Genomic DNA, 20361 nt, shown 5'->3' on the forward strand with positions numbered 1-20361 from the left:
AGTTTTTAGTTATCCTGCCCCATATTGAGCTTATTGGCGTAGGCAATGGCGTCGTTTTCCGGCGCCGCTGAACGACCAAACGGACGGGTCAGGAACATATAAATAAGCCCCGAGCCAACAACAATCGCCAGGCCGAACAGGACCGTCCAACGGTCGATGAAGTCGCTGCTGTCTGCCGGTTGCGCCAGTAACCAGATCCCGCACAATCCGTAAGCTAACGCCAGCACATTCACGATTACGCCCCAACCGCCAATGGTCCACTCCCCCGCCGGTTTCCAGCCTTTCAGACGCTGACGCAGCGCGGCCAGCACAACCATCTGGAACGAGATGTATATCCCGATTACAGCAAACGCGGTGATACGCGACAGGTTATCTGGCTGGAAATAAACCCAAACGCAGATAATCACTGGCAGCAGGCAACTGACGACCATGGCATTATCCGGAACACCATTTTTAGAGATTTTGGCCATCCATTCACTTCCCGGCAGCATTCTGTCGCGGGAGAAAGAAAAGATAAGACGGCTTAACGCAGCCTGCAGAGACAAAATGCACGACAACATGGCGATAATTGCGACGACGATAAAGACAGTTGCGCCAGTTTCGCCCAGAGCTTCATTAAGGATTGCAGGGATAGGATCGGACGTTTTGCCATTCACGATGCTGACCAGATTCGGTGAAGCCAGCAAATAACCCATAACAGAAATAATGGCGGAAATCGCGCCGAATACGATGCTTAAAATCATCGCCACCGGGATCTTTTTACTCGGATTCTGCACCTCTTCCGCAACGTTACCGCAGGCCTCAAAGCCAAAGAACATAAACAGCCCCATCAGCGCAGCGGACATAAATGCGGTGGAGTAGCTGCCGTCATGCGCCAGCACGCCCATCGAGTCAAAAATCACAGAGAACGGCTGCGAACGGTGGAAAATCAGCAGATAAATCCCCAGCGCGATCACGCTGACAATTTCACACCAGAAACCAATTTTTGCCACCCGGGCCAGATTTTTAGTCCCGGACATATTAACGGCCATCATCAACAGCAGCAGCAGGACAGAAGTCACCAACATCGTGGCCGGCGTCTGACCATAGTGGAAGAGTGATTCAACAAACGTTGATGTATATTCCGCGATCGACGTAATGGTGACCACCAGCGCCCACAGGTAGATCCAGGCGGCGATCCACGCATACTTCTTGCCCCACAACCTTCTGGCCCAGGGGTAAAGCCCGCCGGTTATCGGATACTGGGAAGCAACCTCACCAAACACCAATGCCACCAAAAGTTGCCCACATGCGACGATTAAAATCCACCATACTGCGGGCGGCCCCGCCAGCGTTACGGCCAGCGCAAACAGCGAATAGACGGCAGTAAGCGGCGACAGGTAGGTAAAACCCAACGCAAAGTTTGAAATAAGACCTATCGATCTATTGAACTGTTCTTTGCCATCTTTTTGAAAATTATCGTTTTTCTTATCAGGTGTCTGTTCCATATAGCTTTCTCTTTTGTGGAATAGTCGCAGGGTTGAACGACTAATGTATAAAAGATATTAAGTTATATGTATAGTGATTTTGTCGCAGATTTGTTAAAAATTATCGCACATCACGTTAATGAAAAAGTGGAGATAAAACGGTAGAGAGAGCGAGAGTTTTGCGGTATTTACAACCAACGATTCTTTAGCAATTGCGAACCATAGGCTATTTTGGCGGATAAATACGCACAGCGGATTGCGTTCGATGCTAAGTAGCAAGAATCGCTGCTGTTAAGCAACATTTTTGCAATATAATAACGTGATGTTAAACGCTGAACCTGAGCAGGTGAATGATGGAAATTGATCTCGATAATCTGGTCTTTGATGGACTGGAAGAAGCGCAAGAGCGTAACGCTGAACGTCTGGAAGATGCAGACAAGAAAGCGCAGGAAATTATTGCTGATAATGACTGCGGCGACGCCTGCAAAATCTGATTTCCAAACCGGCGCAATGCCGGTTTTTATTGCCTGTTTAAGCCACCCGCTTCAGCCCGTATACCGCAACGCCTCAATCAGTTGCGCAAAAGCGGCGGTATGCTGTTTTCGGCTGGGATAGTACATATAATAGCCAGGGAAAGGTTCACACCAGTCCTCCAACACTTTTTCCAACGCCCCCTCTGCTACAGCCTGTTCGACGGTGTCTTCCGGCACAAATGCCAACCCCATTCCGGCCATCGCTGCGCTAATTCGCGGGGGGAGGTTGTTAAAAATAAGCTGCCCTTCAACCCGCACGCGCAAATCCTGTCCGTCTTTAGCAAACTCCCAGGCGTATAATCCGCCCAACGTTGGCATACGCATGTTAATACAGCTGTGATTTTGCAGGTCGTGTGGGGTATGCGGTTTACCATGGCGAGCAAAATAAGCCGGTGAACCCACTACTACCATGCGCCAGTCCGGGCCAATTCTGACGGCGACCATGTCTTTTGCCACCTGCTCGCCAAGTCGAATACCTGCGTCATAGCGGCCAGTCACAATATCCGTCAGGCTATTGTCGATGGTCATTTCCACATTCACATCAGGGTAAGCCTGCAAAAACGGCTCCAGCGCGGGCCAGACGGTAGATTGCAATGCGTGTTCGCCCAGTGTCAGGCGGATGTTACCGGCCACGCGCTGACGGACATCGGTTAATGCCAGCAGCTCAGTTTCAATGTCATCAAAACGCGGGCTGATACTGTTGATAAGCCGTTCTCCGGCTTCGGTCGGCGCAACGCTGCGCGTGGTGCGGGTCAGAAGCCGTACATCCAGCCGCTCTTCAAGCCCGCGGATCGCATGGCTTAGCGCGGATTGCGAAACCCCAAGTTTTGCCGCTGCCCGGGTAAAACTACGCTCGCGGGCAACGATAATGAGATAATAGAGATCGTTAAAATTATCACGCAGCATGCTTATCCCCAATCCAAACCTGTTGTGACATATGGTACAGGTCTGGAGGGGATTCCTGTAGCCTTTCTGGACATTAGCCCAGCTCGGTCTTATTCAAGCGAGCCCTCACACAAAAACAAAATGCAAATTATTGCCAGGCTTATGCACTATTTTTACCTTTCACTTATGCATTATTTTCACCCGCTATTAACACATCCTTCACTAATAACATTTTGTATATAGATAAGAATTTTTTCTTATTTTGTCCCAACCGTAAGTTATGGGAGCGTAAAAAGCACAAACCAAAAACTACAGGGATTTCATACAATGATGGCAAAGAAAACGTACCGCGCTAAAAAAACACTGCTGGCATTCGGCGTGCTGCTGGCCTCAGGACTTACCGTCTCGCAGGCTCAGGCTGACCAACTGGCCGATATCAAAGCCGCAGGCGTTGTAAAAGTCGCGACATTTGACGCGAATCCTCCGTTTGGCTCCGTCGATGCCAAAACCCATAAGATTGTCGGCTACGACGTTGATTTTGCCGAAGCGCTGGCCAAATCCCTTGGTGTAAAACTGGAACTGGTCGCGACCAATCCGGCAAACCGCATTCCGTTATTACAATCCGGTAAAGCCGATTTAATCGTCGCGGATATCACGATTACACCTGAACGGGCGCAGGTAATAGATTTCTCCGTCCCCTATTTTGTTACCGGCCAGCAGTTCCTTGTGCCGGCAAAATCTCCGGACAAGCTTGATGAATACAGCAAGGCACGCATCGGCGCGGTAAAAGGCACTACTGGTGAACAGGCACTGCATCAGCGCTTCCCGCAGTCGCGCGTGGTGGCCTACGACGACATCCCGCTGGCGTTAACCGCGCTACGCAACGGCAATGTTCAGGCCATTACCCAGGACAGTACGATTCTGGCCGGTTTATTAGGTGCTGCGCCGGATAAAGCCGATTTCAAAATTCTGCCGGACCTGCTGAGCAAAGAAGAGATCGGCGTGGGGGTGAAAAAAGGTGAGCCAGCGTTGTTAAAAGCCGTCAACGATGAACTTTTGAAGCTGGAATATACCGGGCAGGCGGCCAAAATTTATGATGTCTGGTTTGGTCCTGAAACCAAAAATCCGCAACCCCGCGCCTTTAAAATAGAAGTCAAGTAATATGCTCTCAGCCCTTTTTCATCGCTCCGCAGCTTCGGCTGCGGATTTTACCCATTTGCGCCAGGCGAGCGTCGAACTGCGCAATGTGATTAAACAGTATGACGCTCATTCTGTCCTTAACGGCGTTAGTTTGGCGGTTGAACCCGGTGAAGTGGTGACCATTCTGGGGCCTTCCGGCTCAGGAAAGTCCACTCTTATACGTCTTATCAACCAGCTTGAGTCGCTCAGCGGTGGCGAAATCTTCATTGATGGTAAACCGATTAGCCAGTTGCGTGGGGCGGCGTTACGCCAGCTACGTAGCCGTATCGGTTTCGTATTTCAGCAATTCAATCTTTATTCGCACCTGACTGCGCTGCAGAACATCGCGCTGGCGCTGGAATATGTTCACGGCTGGAACAAGACGGAAGCGGAACGTCGGGCACTCGAGTTACTGGAAAAGGTAGGACTGGCGGAAAAAGCCAACGCCTATGCCGCGCAGTTGTCCGGAGGGCAGCAGCAGCGCGTGGCCATCGCCCGCGCACTGGCTTCATCACCGCAAATTATTCTGTTTGATGAGCCCACTTCCGCGCTGGATCCGGAAATGATCGGCGAGGTACTGCAGGTGATGAAAAATTTGGCCCACAGCGGTATCACCATGATCGTCGTGACCCACGAAATGCATTTTGCCCGCGAGATTGCCGATCGGGTGGTTTTCATCGATGGTGGCGATATTCTTGAAGTGGCCCCGCCGGAGGATTTTTTCGTCCGACCACAGCACCCAAGAACCCAGCGTTTCCTGAAAAAAGTGCTCGACCCGTTACACCAGGAGTCATCATCATAATGCATGCAATGGACTGGCAGGGAGTGCTGAGCGGGCAACCCCTGCAATGGATAATTTCTGGTTTTCTTACCACGCTCTGGGTAACGCTGGCAGGTATCGTGCTCGCCACGCTCATTGCCATCTCACTGCTCGGCCTGCGCCTGACAGGCAATCGTCTCGCTAAAGCGATAGTCGGGGTGTGGGTCTCGGTGTTTCGCAACACGCCTTTACTGGTGCAACTGATGTTCTGGTATTTTGCCGCCTGGAACTGGCTCCCCCGTAACGTCATTAGCTTTATCAATGCCGATCATCCATGGTCAATTCTGCCGGGTGATGTCTGGTGGTTAACGCCGGAGTTTATCTGTTCAGCATGGGGACTGGGCGTATTTACCTCAGCATTTTTGGTTGAAGAGATCGCCTCTGGTTTACAGGCTGTTTCTGCCGGACAACGCGAGGCTGCCGTGGCGCAGGGGTTTTCATCCTGGGCGATATTTCGTCACATTCTGCTGCCTCAGGGACTGGCAAACGCCTGGCAACCGATTGTTGGGCAATATCTCAACCTGTTGAAGCTTTCCTCGCTTGCCAGCGGTATTGGATTTGCTGAGCTCACCTACCAGGTACGGCAAATTGAGAGCTACAACGCGCACGCGCTGGAAGCCTTTGCCGTTGGCACCGCACTCTATCTGTTTACCGGCATCGTTCTGGGTATGCTGCTTACCCGTCTTGGCCCTCAGTCTGCGTCGGGTAAATCGTCAAAGATAAGAATGCGCATCTTCAGCGTCAGGAGCATACTGCATGATCGCTAATGTTTCGGTCATTACCGACAATCTTGACTATCTCCTGTGGGGACGTGTAGCTGAGGGGCAACCCGGCGGCGTCCTGCTCACTTTGCTGATGGCTATCGGTGCGGCTTTGCTGGCGCTGCCTGGCGGGATCGTTCTTGCCTGTTGTGCCTGGCGATTTCCGGGCGCGGTTCGCAACGGATTGTTTATCTGGGCGGAATTTATTCGCGGCATTCCGCTCATCTTTGTGATTTTCTGGATGTGGTATTTGCTACCCATGCTGACCGGAAGCGATCTGCCCGGTGCCGTTACCGTGACACTGGCGCTGGCATGGTTCACCGCCGCCTCGGTGATGCACTCGGTGTATGCTGGAATTAGCGCACTGCCTGGCGGGCAATATGAAGCGGCAGTTGTTCAGGGTTTTCGCCCGGATCAGGCCCTGTGGCTTATCTTGTTGCCGCAGGTGCTGCGTAACGTACTGCCGTCGCTGACAGGGATTTTTATTGGGCTACTGAAGGACACGTCACTGGCGTTTATTGTTAACGTGCCGGAACTCACGACGGTTGCCGGTCAGGTTAACAGCCGGGTGCAGATCTACCCCGCTGCCATTTTTATCTTTACCGGGCTGGTCTATTACCTGCTGTGCTTTAGCCTTGAAAAAATCACCCAGCGCCGATTCGCACTAAAATGACCTCTCGGCTCAACATTCCACGAACTGATGGTCTTCGTTGAGCCGATATTTCACGCCCACCCGAATGTTATTTTCCCCTTCAACGGCAAGCGCAAAACGCATTCTTTCGCCATCGTGATAAGCCAGCGCCGCACATCCGCCGGGACCAAGAATTATCGAGTCGACAGCACCGGTACTGGCAACAACGGCGTTCTCTCCGCTGGCAATAATGTGGATATTGTCCGCGCAGTTAGCGATTTTCGCCTCTGCGCCAAAACAGGCCAGCTGGGTTAAATCACCGCTACTGGCAATCCGGTTTCGGTCGCCGAGCGAACTGATACGTACGCGCATGCCGGTACTGGCGATACGCGTTCCGTCGCCCACGCTGCTGATACGCGCCGAGTTTCCCACAATCGCTATTCGCCCGCGATCGCCTGAACTGCCGATATGCGTGTTATAGCCTACACTGCCAATCCGTGCGCTGTAACCGGCACAGGCGATCTGCGCAGCATACCCGGCGCTGGCAATTTTAACGTTGTCACCCGCACTGCTAAACCGGGCATAATCTTCCGCACTCGCCAACGGACGGCTGGTTTCCCCCGCGGCTTGCTCACAGGAAATATTCCCCATTGCGTCAATATCCTGCTGAGCAAAACTCGCCTCTTCCCGCCATTTTGACCAGCCGTATTCCACCAGGCTATTTGCCCAATCGGTATACCCTTCCCGCTGGAGCGCGCGATGAACATCGGCATAGCTTCCTCCTGCAGGAAACGCGCGTAGAAACCAGCGGTACATGACGGGCCCAACACGCCAGGCCCGTAAGTCACTTCGCGTAATCATCATCGCTTAATGCCGGTGGTAGCCATCCACCATACACTTAAAGGTTTCGCCCGGCGTGCGACCCGTAGTGCAGAGATAAAGATGCCCAAAAATGAAAAACAGACTGACTATTGCCAGCGCAAAGTGCGCCTGAAGTAGCCAATAACGCACCCCGGGGAACAGATCGCCGACGGCCGTCGGGTAAAGCGATAACAATCCAGTGATCAGTAGCAGTGGCAACAAACCATACATCACGCCAACATAGGCCGCCTGCTGTAACGGATTAAACTTAGAGCGAGGTGAGGCCGGAAATGGGTGTGACTCGCCCTGCATAATGCCAAACAGGTAAAAACGAGTTTGTCTTTGCGCGCGTGCGATCCAGCCCTGACGTTGAATAATATAGTGATGTCCGTTGCCGCCAATCAGGTTGATCAGCACAAAACCAATCCAGCAGGCAAGTAGCAAAAAGCCACAAACCTCATGAACGGTAAGCAGGCTTTTCATTACCGGTGCGCTGACGGCAGAGAAGTGATTGACCAGGCCACTGACCAAAAGTAGCAGAAACAGCAGCGCATTCGACCAGTGCCACAAACGAACAGCCTTCGAATATAAATAGACCTTCTCACCGTGCCCTGCCGACGCTTTATGTGCCGCCCGAAAGCGCAGCATGGCGTGAAGCGCCAGCACCAGCCACATTCCCACCAGCATTAACCCGGCAACGACTAACCACACAGGCCAGTAGTCCGGTGAAAACAGGGGAACATACTGTGCAAGCTGGGCGTGAAACTGTTCGGCATTCTGCGACGCGTTCATACATTTTCCTTTTTAATCAAATGTTGACCGAACCGACGATACAGATGGGGTTTCCCGGCGCCTGCAAGTTGATATTCGTAATACTTGTTTTCTCGCAACCAGGTCTGAATTTCCGGGCTATCTTCACGACCGAAAATCAGCGCATGTTCCGGGCAAGCGTTAACACAGATCGGTGGAAAACCTTTCGCCAGCCGAGATTCTGCACAGAAGTCGCATTTATCAGCCACTTTGGTTTGCGGGTTTAGATAGCGAACCTGATAAGGACACGCACCAATACAGTAACTGCAGCCAATACAGGAAGACGTATCTACTCGCACAATACCGTTCTCATCTCGCCAAGAGGCACCGGTCGGACACACCTCAATACAAGGCGCATCATCACAATGCTGGCAGGACTGACGGAAGTAGTGATACAGCGTTTCGTTGTCGTTGTCCGAGACTGGAATATGCGCTATCGACAAACGGCTGCCCTGGGCAGGAACATGGTTGGTTTTCCTGCAAGCCCGGGCGCAGATATTACATCCGTTACACAGTGATTCATCGTGAATCATGACGTAACGAACGGCTTTAGGGCTCCTGGTACTCGCTAACAGATTTTGACCTGGACCGGTGAAAAAAATCACCGTCCCCATGCCAATGACAAATTTTCGTCGGGTGAAGGACATCGGGTTATCCTCTAATACTGTGACAGTGGTCGTCCACACGTTCCATGACATCAACCTGAATAATTCAGGGGTTCTGATACTGCTCAACCTCAAGCCATTCACACAGGCCGTACGCTTTGCCATAACTCATAAAACGTTCGCTGAACAAATAAGGCTCCGCATTTGACGATTCCACAGTACGTATATCCGCGTAATCGGGATGCGTTTCCATGGCCGTGAGCGCCGCTGTAATCTGTTGAGACTCAAAGCTGTACGGCGGTTGCGTCAACATGGCGACCTTATAGGGGCGAGGATACGTTCGACAGTCGAAGCGTACCGCCTCGGCAATCGCACGGCAGATGTCGTTTTCCACCACCTGCACGCACATGTCGGCGTAGTTTGCCGTCATGGTTTGCGTTGAGTAGAAATAAACATCTTCCGCCCCCTGCACACGGGTGATATCCGCGTTATTCGCGTCCTGGCACAGCACATCCAGCAGCGCGGAGAGATCGGCTTCAGGGACCGAATAAGGTGGCTGCAGAAACACGCTGCGCGCTACCAGGTGCCCCGATGCCGAATGCTGGCGGATAAAATCTGCCACAATCGACTCCGGGCTGGCGGCTTCCTGAACCTGCGGCGCAGTCACCTGCTCGACCGGCGGGTGAAACGCCTGTAGCCAGTGTCTCTTTTGGCTATCAACCTCGTCAGGAATCGCCTCAACGGGTGCCTGAACGTTGCTCACGTTAGTCATCTCGTGTTCCTTACGCTGGCAACAGATCCTGCGCAGCCAAATCGGCTGCCACATCTTCAAGTCCGAGTCGGTTCAGGGTTTCGCGCGTTGGGCAACCCAACTCGGGATCCCAGCCCATTTCCTGATAGAACATCGTCAGTGACTGACGCATATCCTCCCTGTCCATCTTGTCGGTGCCTTCGGTGAAGACCGGAATTTTCGGATCTTTATCAAACACCCAGGAGCAGATAAGATCGTGTTCATTACGCATATCTTTGGTTTGCATCAGTTTGACCGTATAGGCACGATGCAGGGTAAAGATGCGTTCAGCGGCCAGGTCCAGACTCGCCTGCGTGGTTTCATCACCAGTGACTGCCTGGAAGAATTTCGCTTCCAGATCCAAATCTCCGCGATAGTTGCGGCTCTTGAGTGGTGAAACCGTCATTGGCCAAACCCAATTACACAGCGTAACCGCGTTATGCAGGCAGACTTTCAGCAGCGTCCATTTGGCATATTTGATCTTGGCGGCATTGATCGGGGTGTAATTCTTGGTCTCGTCGTAGGCGTCCTGCGACCCAAATAACTCGCCCGCCACTTCGCGCTGTAATTTCAGCGGCAAACCGGAACCGATGAAGTTGATATGGGTGTGCGCCATACAGTCACGGTTAAACATACAGTTGGTGATCGCCCCCACCTGCGCCGAGGCTTCGTTTGCATGGTGGACCGGAAAACCAAACGGCGACCACAGTTTATTTTTGGCATAACCCCAGTACTCTTCGCCCAAATCCCAGCGTTCAGCAATGGCATACGAACCGTCTGCAAGATGACTGAGTTCCCCCACGCGATGCGCCAGTCGATAGTAAAAATCTTTGATAAAGTTAGGATCGCCCGCCTCCAGTTGATCCCAACGGATCTCCGCGTACTCTTCGGCTGGCAGCACGCGTTTAAAGACACCTTTCGAATAGCAGTAGGTAAAGTCACGGTGCAGCTGGCCGTAGTTACACCAGATACCGTAATCGTCAAACAGGTTCAGTCCGATCAGGTTCCCTACGACTCGCCCATCGTCTTTATCGTCAAAATCTTTCGGGCCATTGGGGAAAATGGTGGTGTGAACAAAGTTCGCCACGCAGGTGTTGCCGCCGGTACTCGGCACGCCAAAATCCTTCACCCGCGGGACATTGAGCTGCGACATACAACGAATAGGGCATGAATGGCAGCCGCTCATTTTGACCGTGTATTTTTCTGCGGCTGGACCCAGATCGAACACCGATTTATAGGTACGGAAACCCACCGTATTTTGGTTGCCCGGCGGGATTTCACCGGTTTCGATTGGCCCCCCTTCTGCCGCCCCCCAGAAAAGTCCCTTACGGGCTGTCCAGCGCGAGTTTGGCGAAGAGTATTCTGCCCAGGCCTGCGGGGTGCTTGGCACAACGTGGTTGTTGTTGGCGCCGATAAGCTCGGTCATCATGTAGTCATTGAGACGCTTCATCTCTTTACGATCGGCAATGTTGACGCCTTTAGTCCCTTCTACCGCAATGGCCTTCAGGTTTTTCGACCCCATCACCGCACCCGTACCGGCGCCGCCGCTGTGGTTGCGGCTGTTGATCATGCACGACAGTGGCACCAGATTCTCACCCGCCTGCCCAATAGCGGCAACGCAGGTTTCCGGGCTGGTAATCCGGCAAATCTCTTCGGTTGTAGCGCGAGTCCCCTTGCCCCACAAGAAATCGGCTTTTTCGATACTGACTTTATCGTCTTTGATGTTGATCCAGACCGGTGATGCGGACTTGCCTTCAATAATAATGGCGTCGTAACCGGCGAATTTCATTTGTGCAGCAAAGAAACCGCCCATATGGGCATCTACGACTAAGTTACCTTTGGTAAACGTCGATAAGGAGGTGATATTGACGCGGGAGCTACAGGGAGCGCCAGACCCCGTCAATGGTCCGGTGGCAAAAACCAGTTTATTCCCTTCATCAAAAGGCATGGTGCCTGGCGGGACTTCGTCGTACATAATTTTATAACCAAAGCCCATCCCACCGACAAATTTTTTAAATTTACTGGAATCTTCAAGGGTGATATTACCCGTAGTGAGATTGACCCGTAAAATATTACCTGTCCAACCATTAGCCATCATGTTTTCCTTTGCAAGAAGGTTTAATAGATATACCCGCCATTCTTCAGGCAGCTTTTTTATCCAAAACTGCAGTATTTTTGGTAATTAATGGCGCGAATCAGGTATGCCTGTTATCTATCAAACAGTAATATCTTTCCACTCGATAATTTTTAATGCTCCAGTCGGACAAGCATTGGCGCATTCCCCGCATAACACACATTTTGAGGACTTTTTCGTTTCGGTATTTACGGTCGCCATCATCCACGGGCAGGCTGTGGTACACGCGCTACAGCCAATACAGCGTTTGTGGTCCACCGCAATACAACCGTCTTCCTGTTTCCAGGTAATTGCACCAATTGGGCAGACCTTCATGCACTGCGGATCTTTGCATTGCCGGCAGGTATCAGCGGTATAGTTTAAATCGCCATACAGCCCACCACCGGACCCGACGCCATCATCGCCAAAGAAGAAATTGCGATGGATTTTTATCCGGGAAAAGAAGGTCCCTACGGCACCATCGTTATAATTGGTACAGGATATTTCACAGCGGTGACAGCCCGTACAGCGGGCTCGCTGGGTCACCAGAACCCCTTTCGGCGTATTGATAAGCCCCACGGTCCCACTATCGACATCTTCCTGCTTACAACCAAAAAGGGATAACAGCGCGGGAGCAATCGTTAATCCCGCCAGTCCTTTCCCTGATATCCGCAGAAATTCTAGTCGCGTTAAACCACAATCTAAAAATGGACGATCAACCTGGTTCATTTATTTCGCATCCTCTTCGCAAATGCTGTGGTAGCAACACCTCCAGGCTAATTTAAACCAGCGCAGCTCAAGCCATATCGGGCGGTTAATGTTGCCAACAACACGTAAATTTTTGCCCTAACCTGATCGCGTAAATGACGGTGGTTAAACTGAATGAATCTAATCCTTTAGGGTTAGGCGTAGAAATAATGTGGTTATTCAGCATGCATAGTCTTGATCGTCATCAATTAAAAAACGGAAGGGATATAATTAATGCGGAGTGAGATTTATTATCATTAAGATAAATTGAAATAGCACTTCATATACTTTGCAAATATTTGTGACTCCACTCTCATATATATTTTTATATACCATGCGATATATAACTAAATATACAACGAGTTTGAGAGCGCTAATTGCAGAACTAAATTATAATTATTGATAGATTAACGTAATGAGAATAAGAGGACGGCGAGAGAAACTACCGCCCTCTTTTTGCGGATTAACCGGCCAATGCTTTAATTACGGTCTCAATAGCCTGTTTTTCTAACTCACTGCGCTTCACACGCTGGTTAGCAAGGGTGGTTCTCAGTACTCCCGCAATGACGATATGCTTAGGCTCTTGTCCCAGATCGCGCATTTCCAGCACTACTTTACCGACTACTCTGCACATTTCACGGTACAACTCGTCGTCTTTCGTCTGATTTCCCATTTTTGCCCGCTCGTCATTAACTCAAACCAACAGCATATATCACTCTGAGGATTTAGACAAAATTCAATGAAAATCAAAGAAATGTCATCATTCTACTGAACTCGCTGAAGTCGATTAACAAGCTCAGCAAGACTTCCTGCCTGCATTTTTTCCATCACCCGCGCCCGGTGCACTTCAACCGTACGCACGGCAATATTCATGGCATCAGAAATTTCCCGATTCATTAATCCTTTTGCTACCAGATGCGCCAGTTCCCGTTCTTTTGGCGTTAGTTGTTGATAGCAGCAGATGATCTCTTGTCGCGAGAACGCCGCTGCCGAGACTTGCAAGGCATGTTCTAATGCTGCCTGCAGCGGCACGGCTGACACCGGTTTTTGCAAAAAATCGACCGCGCCACGTTTCATTTGTTCAACCGCCATCGGCACATCGCCATGCCCGGTGAGAAAGACCACCGCCAGCGTGCTTGCTTTCTGACGCATGATTTCATGCACAGCGTGCCCATCCAGGACCGGCATGCGCATATCCAGCAGTAGTACACCCACCTGGTGCAGATTTGCCTCGGCGAGGAATTTCTCGCCTTGCTCCCAGCAAAACACCTCATATCCCAGACTTTCCAATAAAAACGCACAGGCCTGGGTGACGGCAATGTCGTCATCCAGCAGATGAATTATCGCCACTACGGCCTCCTTCCCGATTTGGTTTAAAATACAATGTCACTCTCGCCCCCGCTTTTCCGTCCGGGGCCTGCTGATTGTTGATCTCAATATCTCCGTTGGCGTAGCGCACCAGCCGCTGACAAATGGCCAGTCCTAGTCCCATGCCTTCTTTACGAGTGGTCATAAACGGCTGAAACGCCTGATACAACTGACCCTCATCAATGCCTCCGGCATTATCCTGCACCTGTATACGCACACCACCATCCTTATGCAGGGCGCTAAACCATACTGTCGTTGCCCCTGCCTGAGCGGCATTGAGTACCAGATTGGCCAGCACCTGCTCAAGAAGAACGCTTGGCAGCGTCAGCGTTAACGCCTTGCTGACCTGCGTGTGCAGCGTTACCGCCGGGAATTGCTGGGGCATGCGCAGTAATTGCCAGACATGATGGATAGCATCGTGAATGTTGATGGCTTGCCAGTCATCGGTAAGTACCGGATTGCCCTGTGCCTGGCTGACCCACTGCCGGAGATTGCGCAGCGTATCGGCCCCCCTTTGTGCCTGGGCGTCGATGTGCTCAAGCGCGGGCAGCAACGGATGCTGCTCATCCTGACCGCGCAGGCGAATCAGACAGCCTTGGGCATAATGGCGGATAGCCGACAACGGCTGATTGAGTTCATGGGCAAAACCGGAGGTCATCTCCCCCAGCACACTCATTTGGCGGGCAGTCTCCAGCGCCTGTTCCTGTTTGTGCAACAACACGTTGTTCCGCTCCAGTTGCCTGCCACGTCGGCGAACCAACAGCATCACCCAGATGTAATTGAGCGTAAGCAACAGCAACACGATGGCCACGCCCCCCATCGCCAGTCGGTGTTGAATAAACCAGCTTTTGACATCCAGCCACAGCTGACGCTGCTGCGGATGCTGGCGGACGTCGCGCAGCAACGCTTCTACTTCACGGGTCGAGGCGGGCGCGCCCCAGCGAAACGCCGCGTTTTGCGGTGCATTGAACAGTACCCGCGTGACGCGATCGGCCAGCTCGTCACTCACTGCAGGTAATGCGGCAAATGACCAGTCCGGATAGAGCGGCGTACTGGTTAAACAGGGAATTGAGGTCGGATGGTTCAACACGGTCATAAAATCGGTTTTACGGATGAGGCCTTCTTCATCCATTTTTTCCAGCAGGCACACCGGCACAATCACCGCCTGCACAGCTTTTTCACGTAATAAATAGAGTAAGGCATCGGCGGGAAATCCGGTGAACGTCAGACGCAAATCGCGCTCCGGGCGCAGACCAGCATCGCTGAGCGCTTTATATCCCAACAAATAGCCGCCAAACGCCTGTGCATCAATGGCGCCAACCGTTTTGCCGATCAGATCGTGTGCGGAGGTTATCCCGCTGTCGCGCCTGACGAGGATCGCGCTGCCAATCACGTTACTGGTGGCTTTCCCACCACGAGTGGAGCGTAGCGACGCCAACCAACGTAGCGCCGAGCGGCTGTTTAGCTGGACAAACTGCGCCGGATTGGTGACCACAAAGTGTACCGTGCCACGATTCACCGCCTCCTGCATCTGGTGCAGGTCCAGCGGTTGAATATGAAACTGCTCACCGGGGATTTGCTGATTCAACAAGGTTTCCAGCGGCTGCCAGTGATTGCGTGTTGAAACCTCCCCGCGCATCGCCAAAACGCCAATGTTCCATGTCTGCGCCCTGACCGCGCCGCTTAGCACCCACAGCGACACCAACACCGTCAGACATCTTACTACGTTACGTCCCACTCAATTATCCCTGTCAATTATGTTGTTTTAGATCAACAACAAGCCGGGTATGTGGTTAACCACAATAGAGTATACCCCGTCACGATTTTTACACTGTAAATCATTGAGATTCTTTATTCATCACACGCAAATCAACGGCGTGACCAATGTTTCGTTGTTGCATCGTGACGGGAGAAAATATGGACAGCAGTAAACGGCAGTTTCTCCAGCAACTGGGCGTCCTGACCGCTGGCGCATCACTGGTTCCGCTGGCTCAGGCGCAATTTCCCTTTTCGCCTGAACGCCACGAAGGCTTACAACAGCATCGCTACGCCATGCTGGTTGACCTGCGACGCTGTATCGGCTGCCAGGCATGTACCGTCAGTTGCGCCATTGAAAACCAGACGCCACAGGGCGAATTTCGTACCCTCGTCAACCAGTATCAAGTGCAGACTGAAGGCCAGCAAAACGTCACCAACGTCCTGCTGCCGCGACTGTGCAACCATTGTGATAATCCCCCTTGCGTGCCCGTTTGCCCGGTACAGGCCACTTTCCAACGCGAAGACGGCATTGTGGTGGTCGACAACACACGCTGCGTGGGCTGCGCCTATTGCGTGCAGGCCTGCCCTTATGATGCGCGATTCATCAATCATGAAACGCAAACCGCGGATAAATGTACCTTTTGCGTTCACCGCCTAGAAGCGGGGCTGCTCCCGGCCTGTGTGGAATCCTGCGTCGGCGGCGCGCGCATCATTGGCGATATTAAAGATCCGCGCAGCCGCATTTCACAAATGCTGCATGAACACCATGACGCCATCAAAGTCCTGAAGCCGGAAAGCGGTACGTCTCCTCACGTGTTCTATCTGGGACTGGATGAGGCGTTTGTCACCCCATTGATGGGACGAGCTCAACCCGCTCTCTGGCAGGAGGTTTAAATGAACCATTCACTGATTATCAACGAGGTTCTGGCCCATCCCCAGGACGTAAGCTGGTTACCCTGGGCCGTACAATATTTCTTTTTCATCGGCATTGCCGCCTGCGCCGCGCTGTTCGCATGCGTTCTCCACTGGCGCAAAAAAGAAACGGCAAACCTGGAGAATCTGACGCTGTTAATCGCCCTGACCTGTGCGATTACCGCGCCGCTGGCGCTGACCGCTGATCTACACCAAACCGCCCGCGTCTGGCACTTCTATGCGTATCCGACGCCATGGTCCTGGATGCCGTGGGGCGCGCTGTTTTTACCGCTGTTTACCGGTTTTTTAGGTCTGTGGTTTCTGGCGCAGCATGTGAAACGACTAACGCTAAAAAGTTACAGCGTCACAAAATGGTTAGCACTTGGTAGCGCGCTGTCCGCCATCGGATTGCTGGTTTACACCGGCCGTGAAGTGTCGGTGGTACAGGCGCGTCCCATTTGGTTCAGTTACGCCTTTCCGGTTGCGATGTTCCTCAGCGCGCTGCAAACATTTCTTGCCCTGCTTATTGCCACGACAAATAGCAAGGACGCACTACCGCGTAAACTAGCGTGGGGGCAAATGGTCACGTTGATCGCGCTGGCTATCGTGGTGGCGATCTGGGCGAGTGGTAATACGCTTTCCGGTTCGGCTATCCGTCAGTGGCTGGATGTTGCCTCTTCAGCACAACACTACGCTATCGGTTGGGTTGCGCTATGGCTTGTTTCGCTTGCTCTTTGCGGGTTGGTTGTACGTTACCCCTTGTCGCTACCGCTGCGCATATTACTCGCTTTTAGCGCTATGGCGCTGTGCTGGCTAATGCGCTGGACGTTACTCATCCAGGTGCAGACCGTACCGAAATTTAACGCGCAGTTTAATCCCTATACCCTGCCCGGCGGCACCGATGGCTGGCTGGCTATTATGGGTACCTTCGGCCTGTGGATAGCACTGATTATTATTGTTCGTGAAGCCCTGAACGCGATCGCAAGGAGAATGCAACATGGCTAATTTAACCCGTCGTCAGTGGCTTAAAGTGGGCCTTGCCGTAGGTGGCATTGTGACTTTTGGCCTGAGTTATCGGGATGTGGCAAAGCGCGCAATAGACGGTTTGTTGGACGGAACCTCGGGCAAAATTACCCGTGACCGCATTTTTGCCAACGCGCTCATCCCCGAAGCCAACGCCCGGCCTCACTGGCAGCAAAACCCGCAGCAGGTGATCTCGATGACGCAGTGCTTTGGTTGCTGGACGCAGTGTGGTGTACGGGTTCGCGTTGACACTGAGCAAGGCAAAGTGCTGCGCATTGCGGGCAACCCTTATCATCCGTTGTCGCACGAGCACCATATAGACGCCTCTGTCCCCTTTGCCACGGCATTGGAACAGCTGGCCGGGGAGTCAGGTCTTGACGCACGTTCTACCGCCTGCGCCCGTGGCGCAACCTTACTCGAAGGTCTGTACAGCCCGCTACGTATACTGGAGCCCATGAAGCGCGTCGGTAAACGCGGTGAAGGAAAATGGCAGCGCATCAGCTTCGAACAGCTGATCAAAGAGGTGGTGGAAGGTGGCGATTTGTTTGGTGAAGGCCACGTTGATGGTCTGAGAGCCATCCACGATCCCACTACACCGCTTGATGCGAAACATCCCGGCTTTGGCCCAAAATCCAATCAACTGCTGGTCACCAATACCAGCGATGAAGGACGTGATACCTTTTTACGCCGCTTCGCGCTGAACAGTTTCGGCAGTAAAAACTTCGGTGCTCATGGCGCTTACTGCGGCCTGGCCTATCGGGCCGGTTCCGGCGCGTTAATGGGCGATCTGGATAAAAATACCCACGTGAAACCCGACTGGGATAACGTCGAATTCGCGCTGTTTATGGGTACCTCTCCGGCGCAATCCGGCAACCCGTTTAAGCGCCAGGCCCGCCAGCTGGCCAGCGCCCGTTTACGTGACGACTTCCGCTATGTTGTGGTGGCGCCAGCCCTGCCATTAACCACGGTGCTGGCTGACGATCGCGGCCACTGGCAACCCGTACGACCGGGAAGCGACTCCGCGCTGGCAATGGGGATGATAAGCTGGATTATCAATAAGCAACGCTATAACGCTGATTATCTCGCCATTCCCGGCGTGCAGGCCATGCAGCAGGCGGGAGAAAAAAGCTGGACTAACGCCACACATCTGGTGATTACCGATGAAATTCCAACGCTTGCCGGACAGCACCTGACCCTCGCCCATCTGAGTGCAAACGCCGCCCAGGAGCCGGTGGTCGTCAACGAGGCAGGTGAGATTGTCGCCGCCAGCAGTTGCCCGCGTGCGCAGCTGTTTGTTACCCGCAAGGTGACGCTGGCTGACGGGCAGACGGTAACGGTAAAAAGCAGCTTCCAGTGTCTGCGTGAGTCCGCAGAGAAACTGTCGCTAACGCAGTACAGCCAGCAGTGTGGGGTGTCAGAAGCAGACATTGGCGCTCTGGCCGACGCATTCACCCGCCACGGGCGTAAAGCGGCGGTGATCACGCACGGCGGTATGATGGCAGGTAATGGGTTTTATAACGCCTGGTCGGTGATGATGCTCAATGCGCTTATTGGTAACCTCAGCCTTGAAGGCGGCGTGTTTGTTGGTGGCGGCAAATTCAATGGTGCCACCGACGGTCCGCGCTACAACATGGACAGCTTCGCCGGGAAGGTAAAACCGAAAGGGTTAAGCATCGCGCGCAGTAAAACCGCTTATGAGTCTTCCGAAGAGTACCGCAATAAGGTCGCAGCCGGACAATCCCCCTTCCCGGCTAAAGCCCCCTGGTATCCGTTTGTCGCCGGTCAGCTTACCGAACTCCTCGTCTCGGCACTTGAAGGTTACCCTTATCCGCTGAAAGCCTGGATCTCCAACATGACCAACCCGTTTTACGGCATTGCGGGATTACGCGGCGTGGCGGAAGAAAAGCTCAAGGATCCTGCTCGCTTGCCGCTGTTTATTGCCATTGACGCCTTTATGAACGAAACCACGGCGCTGGCAGATTACATCGTGCCGGATACCCACAACTTCGAAAGCTGGGGATTCAGCGCTCCGTGGGCGGGCGTGGCCAGCAAAGCCACCACCGCGCGTTGGCCAGTTGTCAGATCGGCGACCAGCCTCACGGCTGACGGTCAACCGGCCTCAATGGAGTCTTTCTGTATCGCAGTGGCAAAACGCATCGGGCTACCCGGTTTCGGCGACAATGCGATTACCGACCCGCAAGGTAATCACTATCCGTTGAATCGTGCGGAAGATTACTACCTGCGCCTCGCCGCCAATATTGCGTTTATGGGCAAAGCCCCGGTTGCAGAGGCACAGCCGGAAGACATTGCGCTGACCGGAGTCCAGCGGATCATGCCTGTGATGACCCAAACGCTGAAAGCCGATGAAATCAGCCGAGTGGCGTTTATCTACTCCCGCGGCGGACGCTTTGCACCGGACAACAGTGGGCGAGTTGATAACCGCGTCGGCAATGCCTGGGAAAAACCGCTCCAAATCTGGAATGCGAACGTCGCCGCGCACCGCCATGCGATTACCGGCGAGCGCTACAGCGGCTGCCCGGCCTGGTATCCATCACGTCTGTCAGATGGACGTGCAATCGAGGAGTTGTTCCCGGAACAAGAGTGGCCGTTGAAACTGATTTCCTTCAAATCCAATACCATGTCCAGCGCCACGGCGGTGATCCCACGCCTTCATCATCTGAAGCCAGTTAATCTGGTGGCGCTCAATCCACAGGATGGTCAGCGGTATGGCTTAGCACACGGCGATATCGTGCGTATCACTACCCCAGGCGGTCAGGCGCAAGCGCAGATAAGCCTTCTGCATGGCGTCATGCCGGGTGTCATCGCCATTGAACATGGTTACGGACATAAAGAAATGGGCGCGGCACGGCATACCCTCGACGGTGAGCCGATGGCGTTTGATGAGCAGATTAAGTCGGGGATTAATCTCAACGAGTTGGGTTTTGCGGACCCAACCCGACAGGTAGCCAATACCTGGCTTGACTGGGTGTCGGGTGCGTCGGTGCGTCAGGGGTTGCCCGCGAGAATTGAGCGAGTGTAGCTCTGGTGCCGCATGGCATTGCGAACGCGTTTTACCCGGCCTACAGGACATCGTAGGCC

Annotated in this window: 19 protein-coding genes; 8 read left to right on the forward strand and 11 right to left on the reverse strand. The window is 53.0% G+C overall.

From position 1 onward, the window contains the following. Nucleotides 1-5: 5 nt before the first annotated feature. Complete coding sequence (locus IB222_RS12795; protein ID WP_003832697.1) at nt 6-1487, reverse strand: APC family permease; 1482 nt, start codon at nt 1485-1487, stop codon at nt 6-8. Between the two features lie 332 nt (nt 1488-1819). Between IB222_RS12795 and IB222_RS12800 the strand changes: the two genes are divergently transcribed. Next, entirely contained in the window at nt 1820-1960 is a 141-nt protein-coding gene (locus IB222_RS12800; protein ID WP_003832695.1) for a hypothetical protein, read from the forward strand. Between the two features lie 51 nt (nt 1961-2011). On the opposite strand, the gene IB222_RS12805 is transcribed toward IB222_RS12800, so the two are convergent. After that, on the reverse strand, nt 2012-2905 hold the full coding sequence (locus tag IB222_RS12805; protein ID WP_126318274.1) for a LysR family transcriptional regulator: 894 nt from the start codon (nt 2903-2905) through the stop codon (nt 2012-2014). Between the two features lie 306 nt (nt 2906-3211). Between IB222_RS12805 and IB222_RS12810 the strand changes: the two genes are divergently transcribed. Genes IB222_RS12810 through IB222_RS12825 form a run of 4 tightly spaced genes read left to right on the forward strand, consistent with a single transcriptional unit; the run spans nt 3212 to nt 6317 of the window. Then, nucleotides 3212-4045 carry an ABC transporter substrate-binding protein gene (locus IB222_RS12810; RefSeq protein ID WP_148362040.1) on the forward strand — a complete coding sequence of 278 codons (834 nt, stop codon included), beginning with the start codon at nt 3212-3214 and terminating at the stop codon, nt 4043-4045. 1 nt (nt 4046) lies between these two features. Next, on the forward strand, nt 4047-4865 hold the full coding sequence (locus IB222_RS12815; RefSeq protein ID WP_003832690.1) for an amino acid ABC transporter ATP-binding protein: 819 nt from the start codon (nt 4047-4049) through the stop codon (nt 4863-4865). Further along, on the forward strand, nt 4865-5650 hold the full coding sequence (locus tag IB222_RS12820; RefSeq protein WP_149384660.1) for an amino acid ABC transporter permease: 786 nt from the start codon (nt 4865-4867) through the stop codon (nt 5648-5650). Before IB222_RS12815 ends, IB222_RS12820 begins: the two co-directional genes overlap by 1 nt. Continuing rightward, complete coding sequence (locus IB222_RS12825) at nt 5640-6317, forward strand: amino acid ABC transporter permease (RefSeq protein WP_003832686.1); 678 nt, start codon at nt 5640-5642, stop codon at nt 6315-6317. Before IB222_RS12820 ends, IB222_RS12825 begins: the two co-directional genes overlap by 11 nt. A 9-nt stretch (nt 6318-6326) precedes the next feature. Here the strand turns inward: IB222_RS12825 and ydhT are convergent, their stop codons facing one another. From ydhT to ttrS, 9 genes are all read right to left on the reverse strand, one after another. Then, the gene (gene ydhT, locus IB222_RS12830; protein ID WP_148362043.1) at nt 6327-7139 is read right to left on the reverse strand and encodes a protein YdhT; all 813 of its coding nucleotides are present in this window, start codon (nt 7137-7139) and stop codon (nt 6327-6329) included. A gap of 3 nt (nt 7140-7142) precedes the next feature. Further along, the gene (gene phsC / locus IB222_RS12835) at nt 7143-7928 is read right to left on the reverse strand and encodes a thiosulfate reductase cytochrome B subunit (RefSeq protein WP_003832682.1); all 786 of its coding nucleotides are present in this window, start codon (nt 7926-7928) and stop codon (nt 7143-7145) included. Further along, a complete protein-coding gene (locus tag IB222_RS12840) occupies nt 7925-8593 on the reverse strand; it encodes a 4Fe-4S dicluster domain-containing protein (protein ID WP_063941522.1) in 669 nt (222 codons plus the stop codon). The genes phsC and IB222_RS12840 overlap by 4 nt, the downstream gene beginning before the upstream one ends. 64 nt (nt 8594-8657) lie before the next feature. After that, a complete protein-coding gene (locus IB222_RS12845) occupies nt 8658-9323 on the reverse strand; it encodes a YdhW family putative oxidoreductase system protein (RefSeq protein WP_149384659.1) in 666 nt (221 codons plus the stop codon). Nucleotides 9324-9333: 10 nt separating this feature from the next. Next, nucleotides 9334-11436, reverse strand: coding sequence for an aldehyde ferredoxin oxidoreductase (locus tag IB222_RS12850; RefSeq protein ID WP_003832676.1), 2103 nt, complete (start codon nt 11434-11436; stop codon nt 9334-9336). A 120-nt stretch (nt 11437-11556) separates the two neighbouring features. Further along, nucleotides 11557-12183: a ferredoxin-like protein gene (locus IB222_RS12855; RefSeq protein WP_003029338.1), complete on the reverse strand. Its 627-nt coding sequence runs from the start codon at nt 12181-12183 to the stop codon at nt 11557-11559. Between the two features lie 481 nt (nt 12184-12664). Continuing rightward, a complete protein-coding gene (gene fumD, locus IB222_RS12860; RefSeq protein ID WP_003029345.1) occupies nt 12665-12874 on the reverse strand; it encodes a fumarate hydratase FumD in 210 nt (69 codons plus the stop codon). A 92-nt stretch (nt 12875-12966) separates the two neighbouring features. Further along, the gene (gene ttrR / locus IB222_RS12865; RefSeq protein ID WP_149384658.1) at nt 12967-13551 is read right to left on the reverse strand and encodes a tetrathionate respiration response regulator TtrR; all 585 of its coding nucleotides are present in this window, start codon (nt 13549-13551) and stop codon (nt 12967-12969) included. Further along, a complete protein-coding gene (gene ttrS, locus IB222_RS12870) occupies nt 13526-15307 on the reverse strand; it encodes a tetrathionate respiration histidine kinase TtrS (RefSeq protein WP_149384657.1) in 1782 nt (593 codons plus the stop codon). The genes ttrR and ttrS overlap by 26 nt, the downstream gene beginning before the upstream one ends. 179 nt (nt 15308-15486) lie before the next feature. Here ttrS and ttrB point away from each other — a divergent pair, with 179 nt between their 5' ends. From ttrB to ttrA, 3 genes are read left to right on the forward strand one after another with little or no spacing between them, the layout of a single operon-like run. Further along, on the forward strand, nt 15487-16221 hold the full coding sequence (gene ttrB / locus IB222_RS12875) for a tetrathionate reductase subunit TtrB (RefSeq protein ID WP_223240821.1): 735 nt from the start codon (nt 15487-15489) through the stop codon (nt 16219-16221). Then, nucleotides 16222-17244: a tetrathionate reductase subunit TtrC gene (ttrC, locus tag IB222_RS12880; protein ID WP_149384656.1), complete on the forward strand. Its 1023-nt coding sequence runs from the start codon at nt 16222-16224 to the stop codon at nt 17242-17244. Then, nucleotides 17237-20302, forward strand: coding sequence for a tetrathionate reductase subunit TtrA (gene ttrA / locus IB222_RS12885; protein WP_149384655.1), 3066 nt, complete (start codon nt 17237-17239; stop codon nt 20300-20302). The genes ttrC and ttrA overlap by 8 nt, the downstream gene beginning before the upstream one ends. The last annotated feature ends 59 nt before the right edge of the window (nt 20303-20361 follow it).

Origin of the sequence: Citrobacter sp. C13 (assembly GCF_014596815.2) — a bacterium.
In the GTDB taxonomy this organism is placed as follows: Bacteria; Pseudomonadota; Gammaproteobacteria; order Enterobacterales; family Enterobacteriaceae; genus Citrobacter; species Citrobacter portucalensis.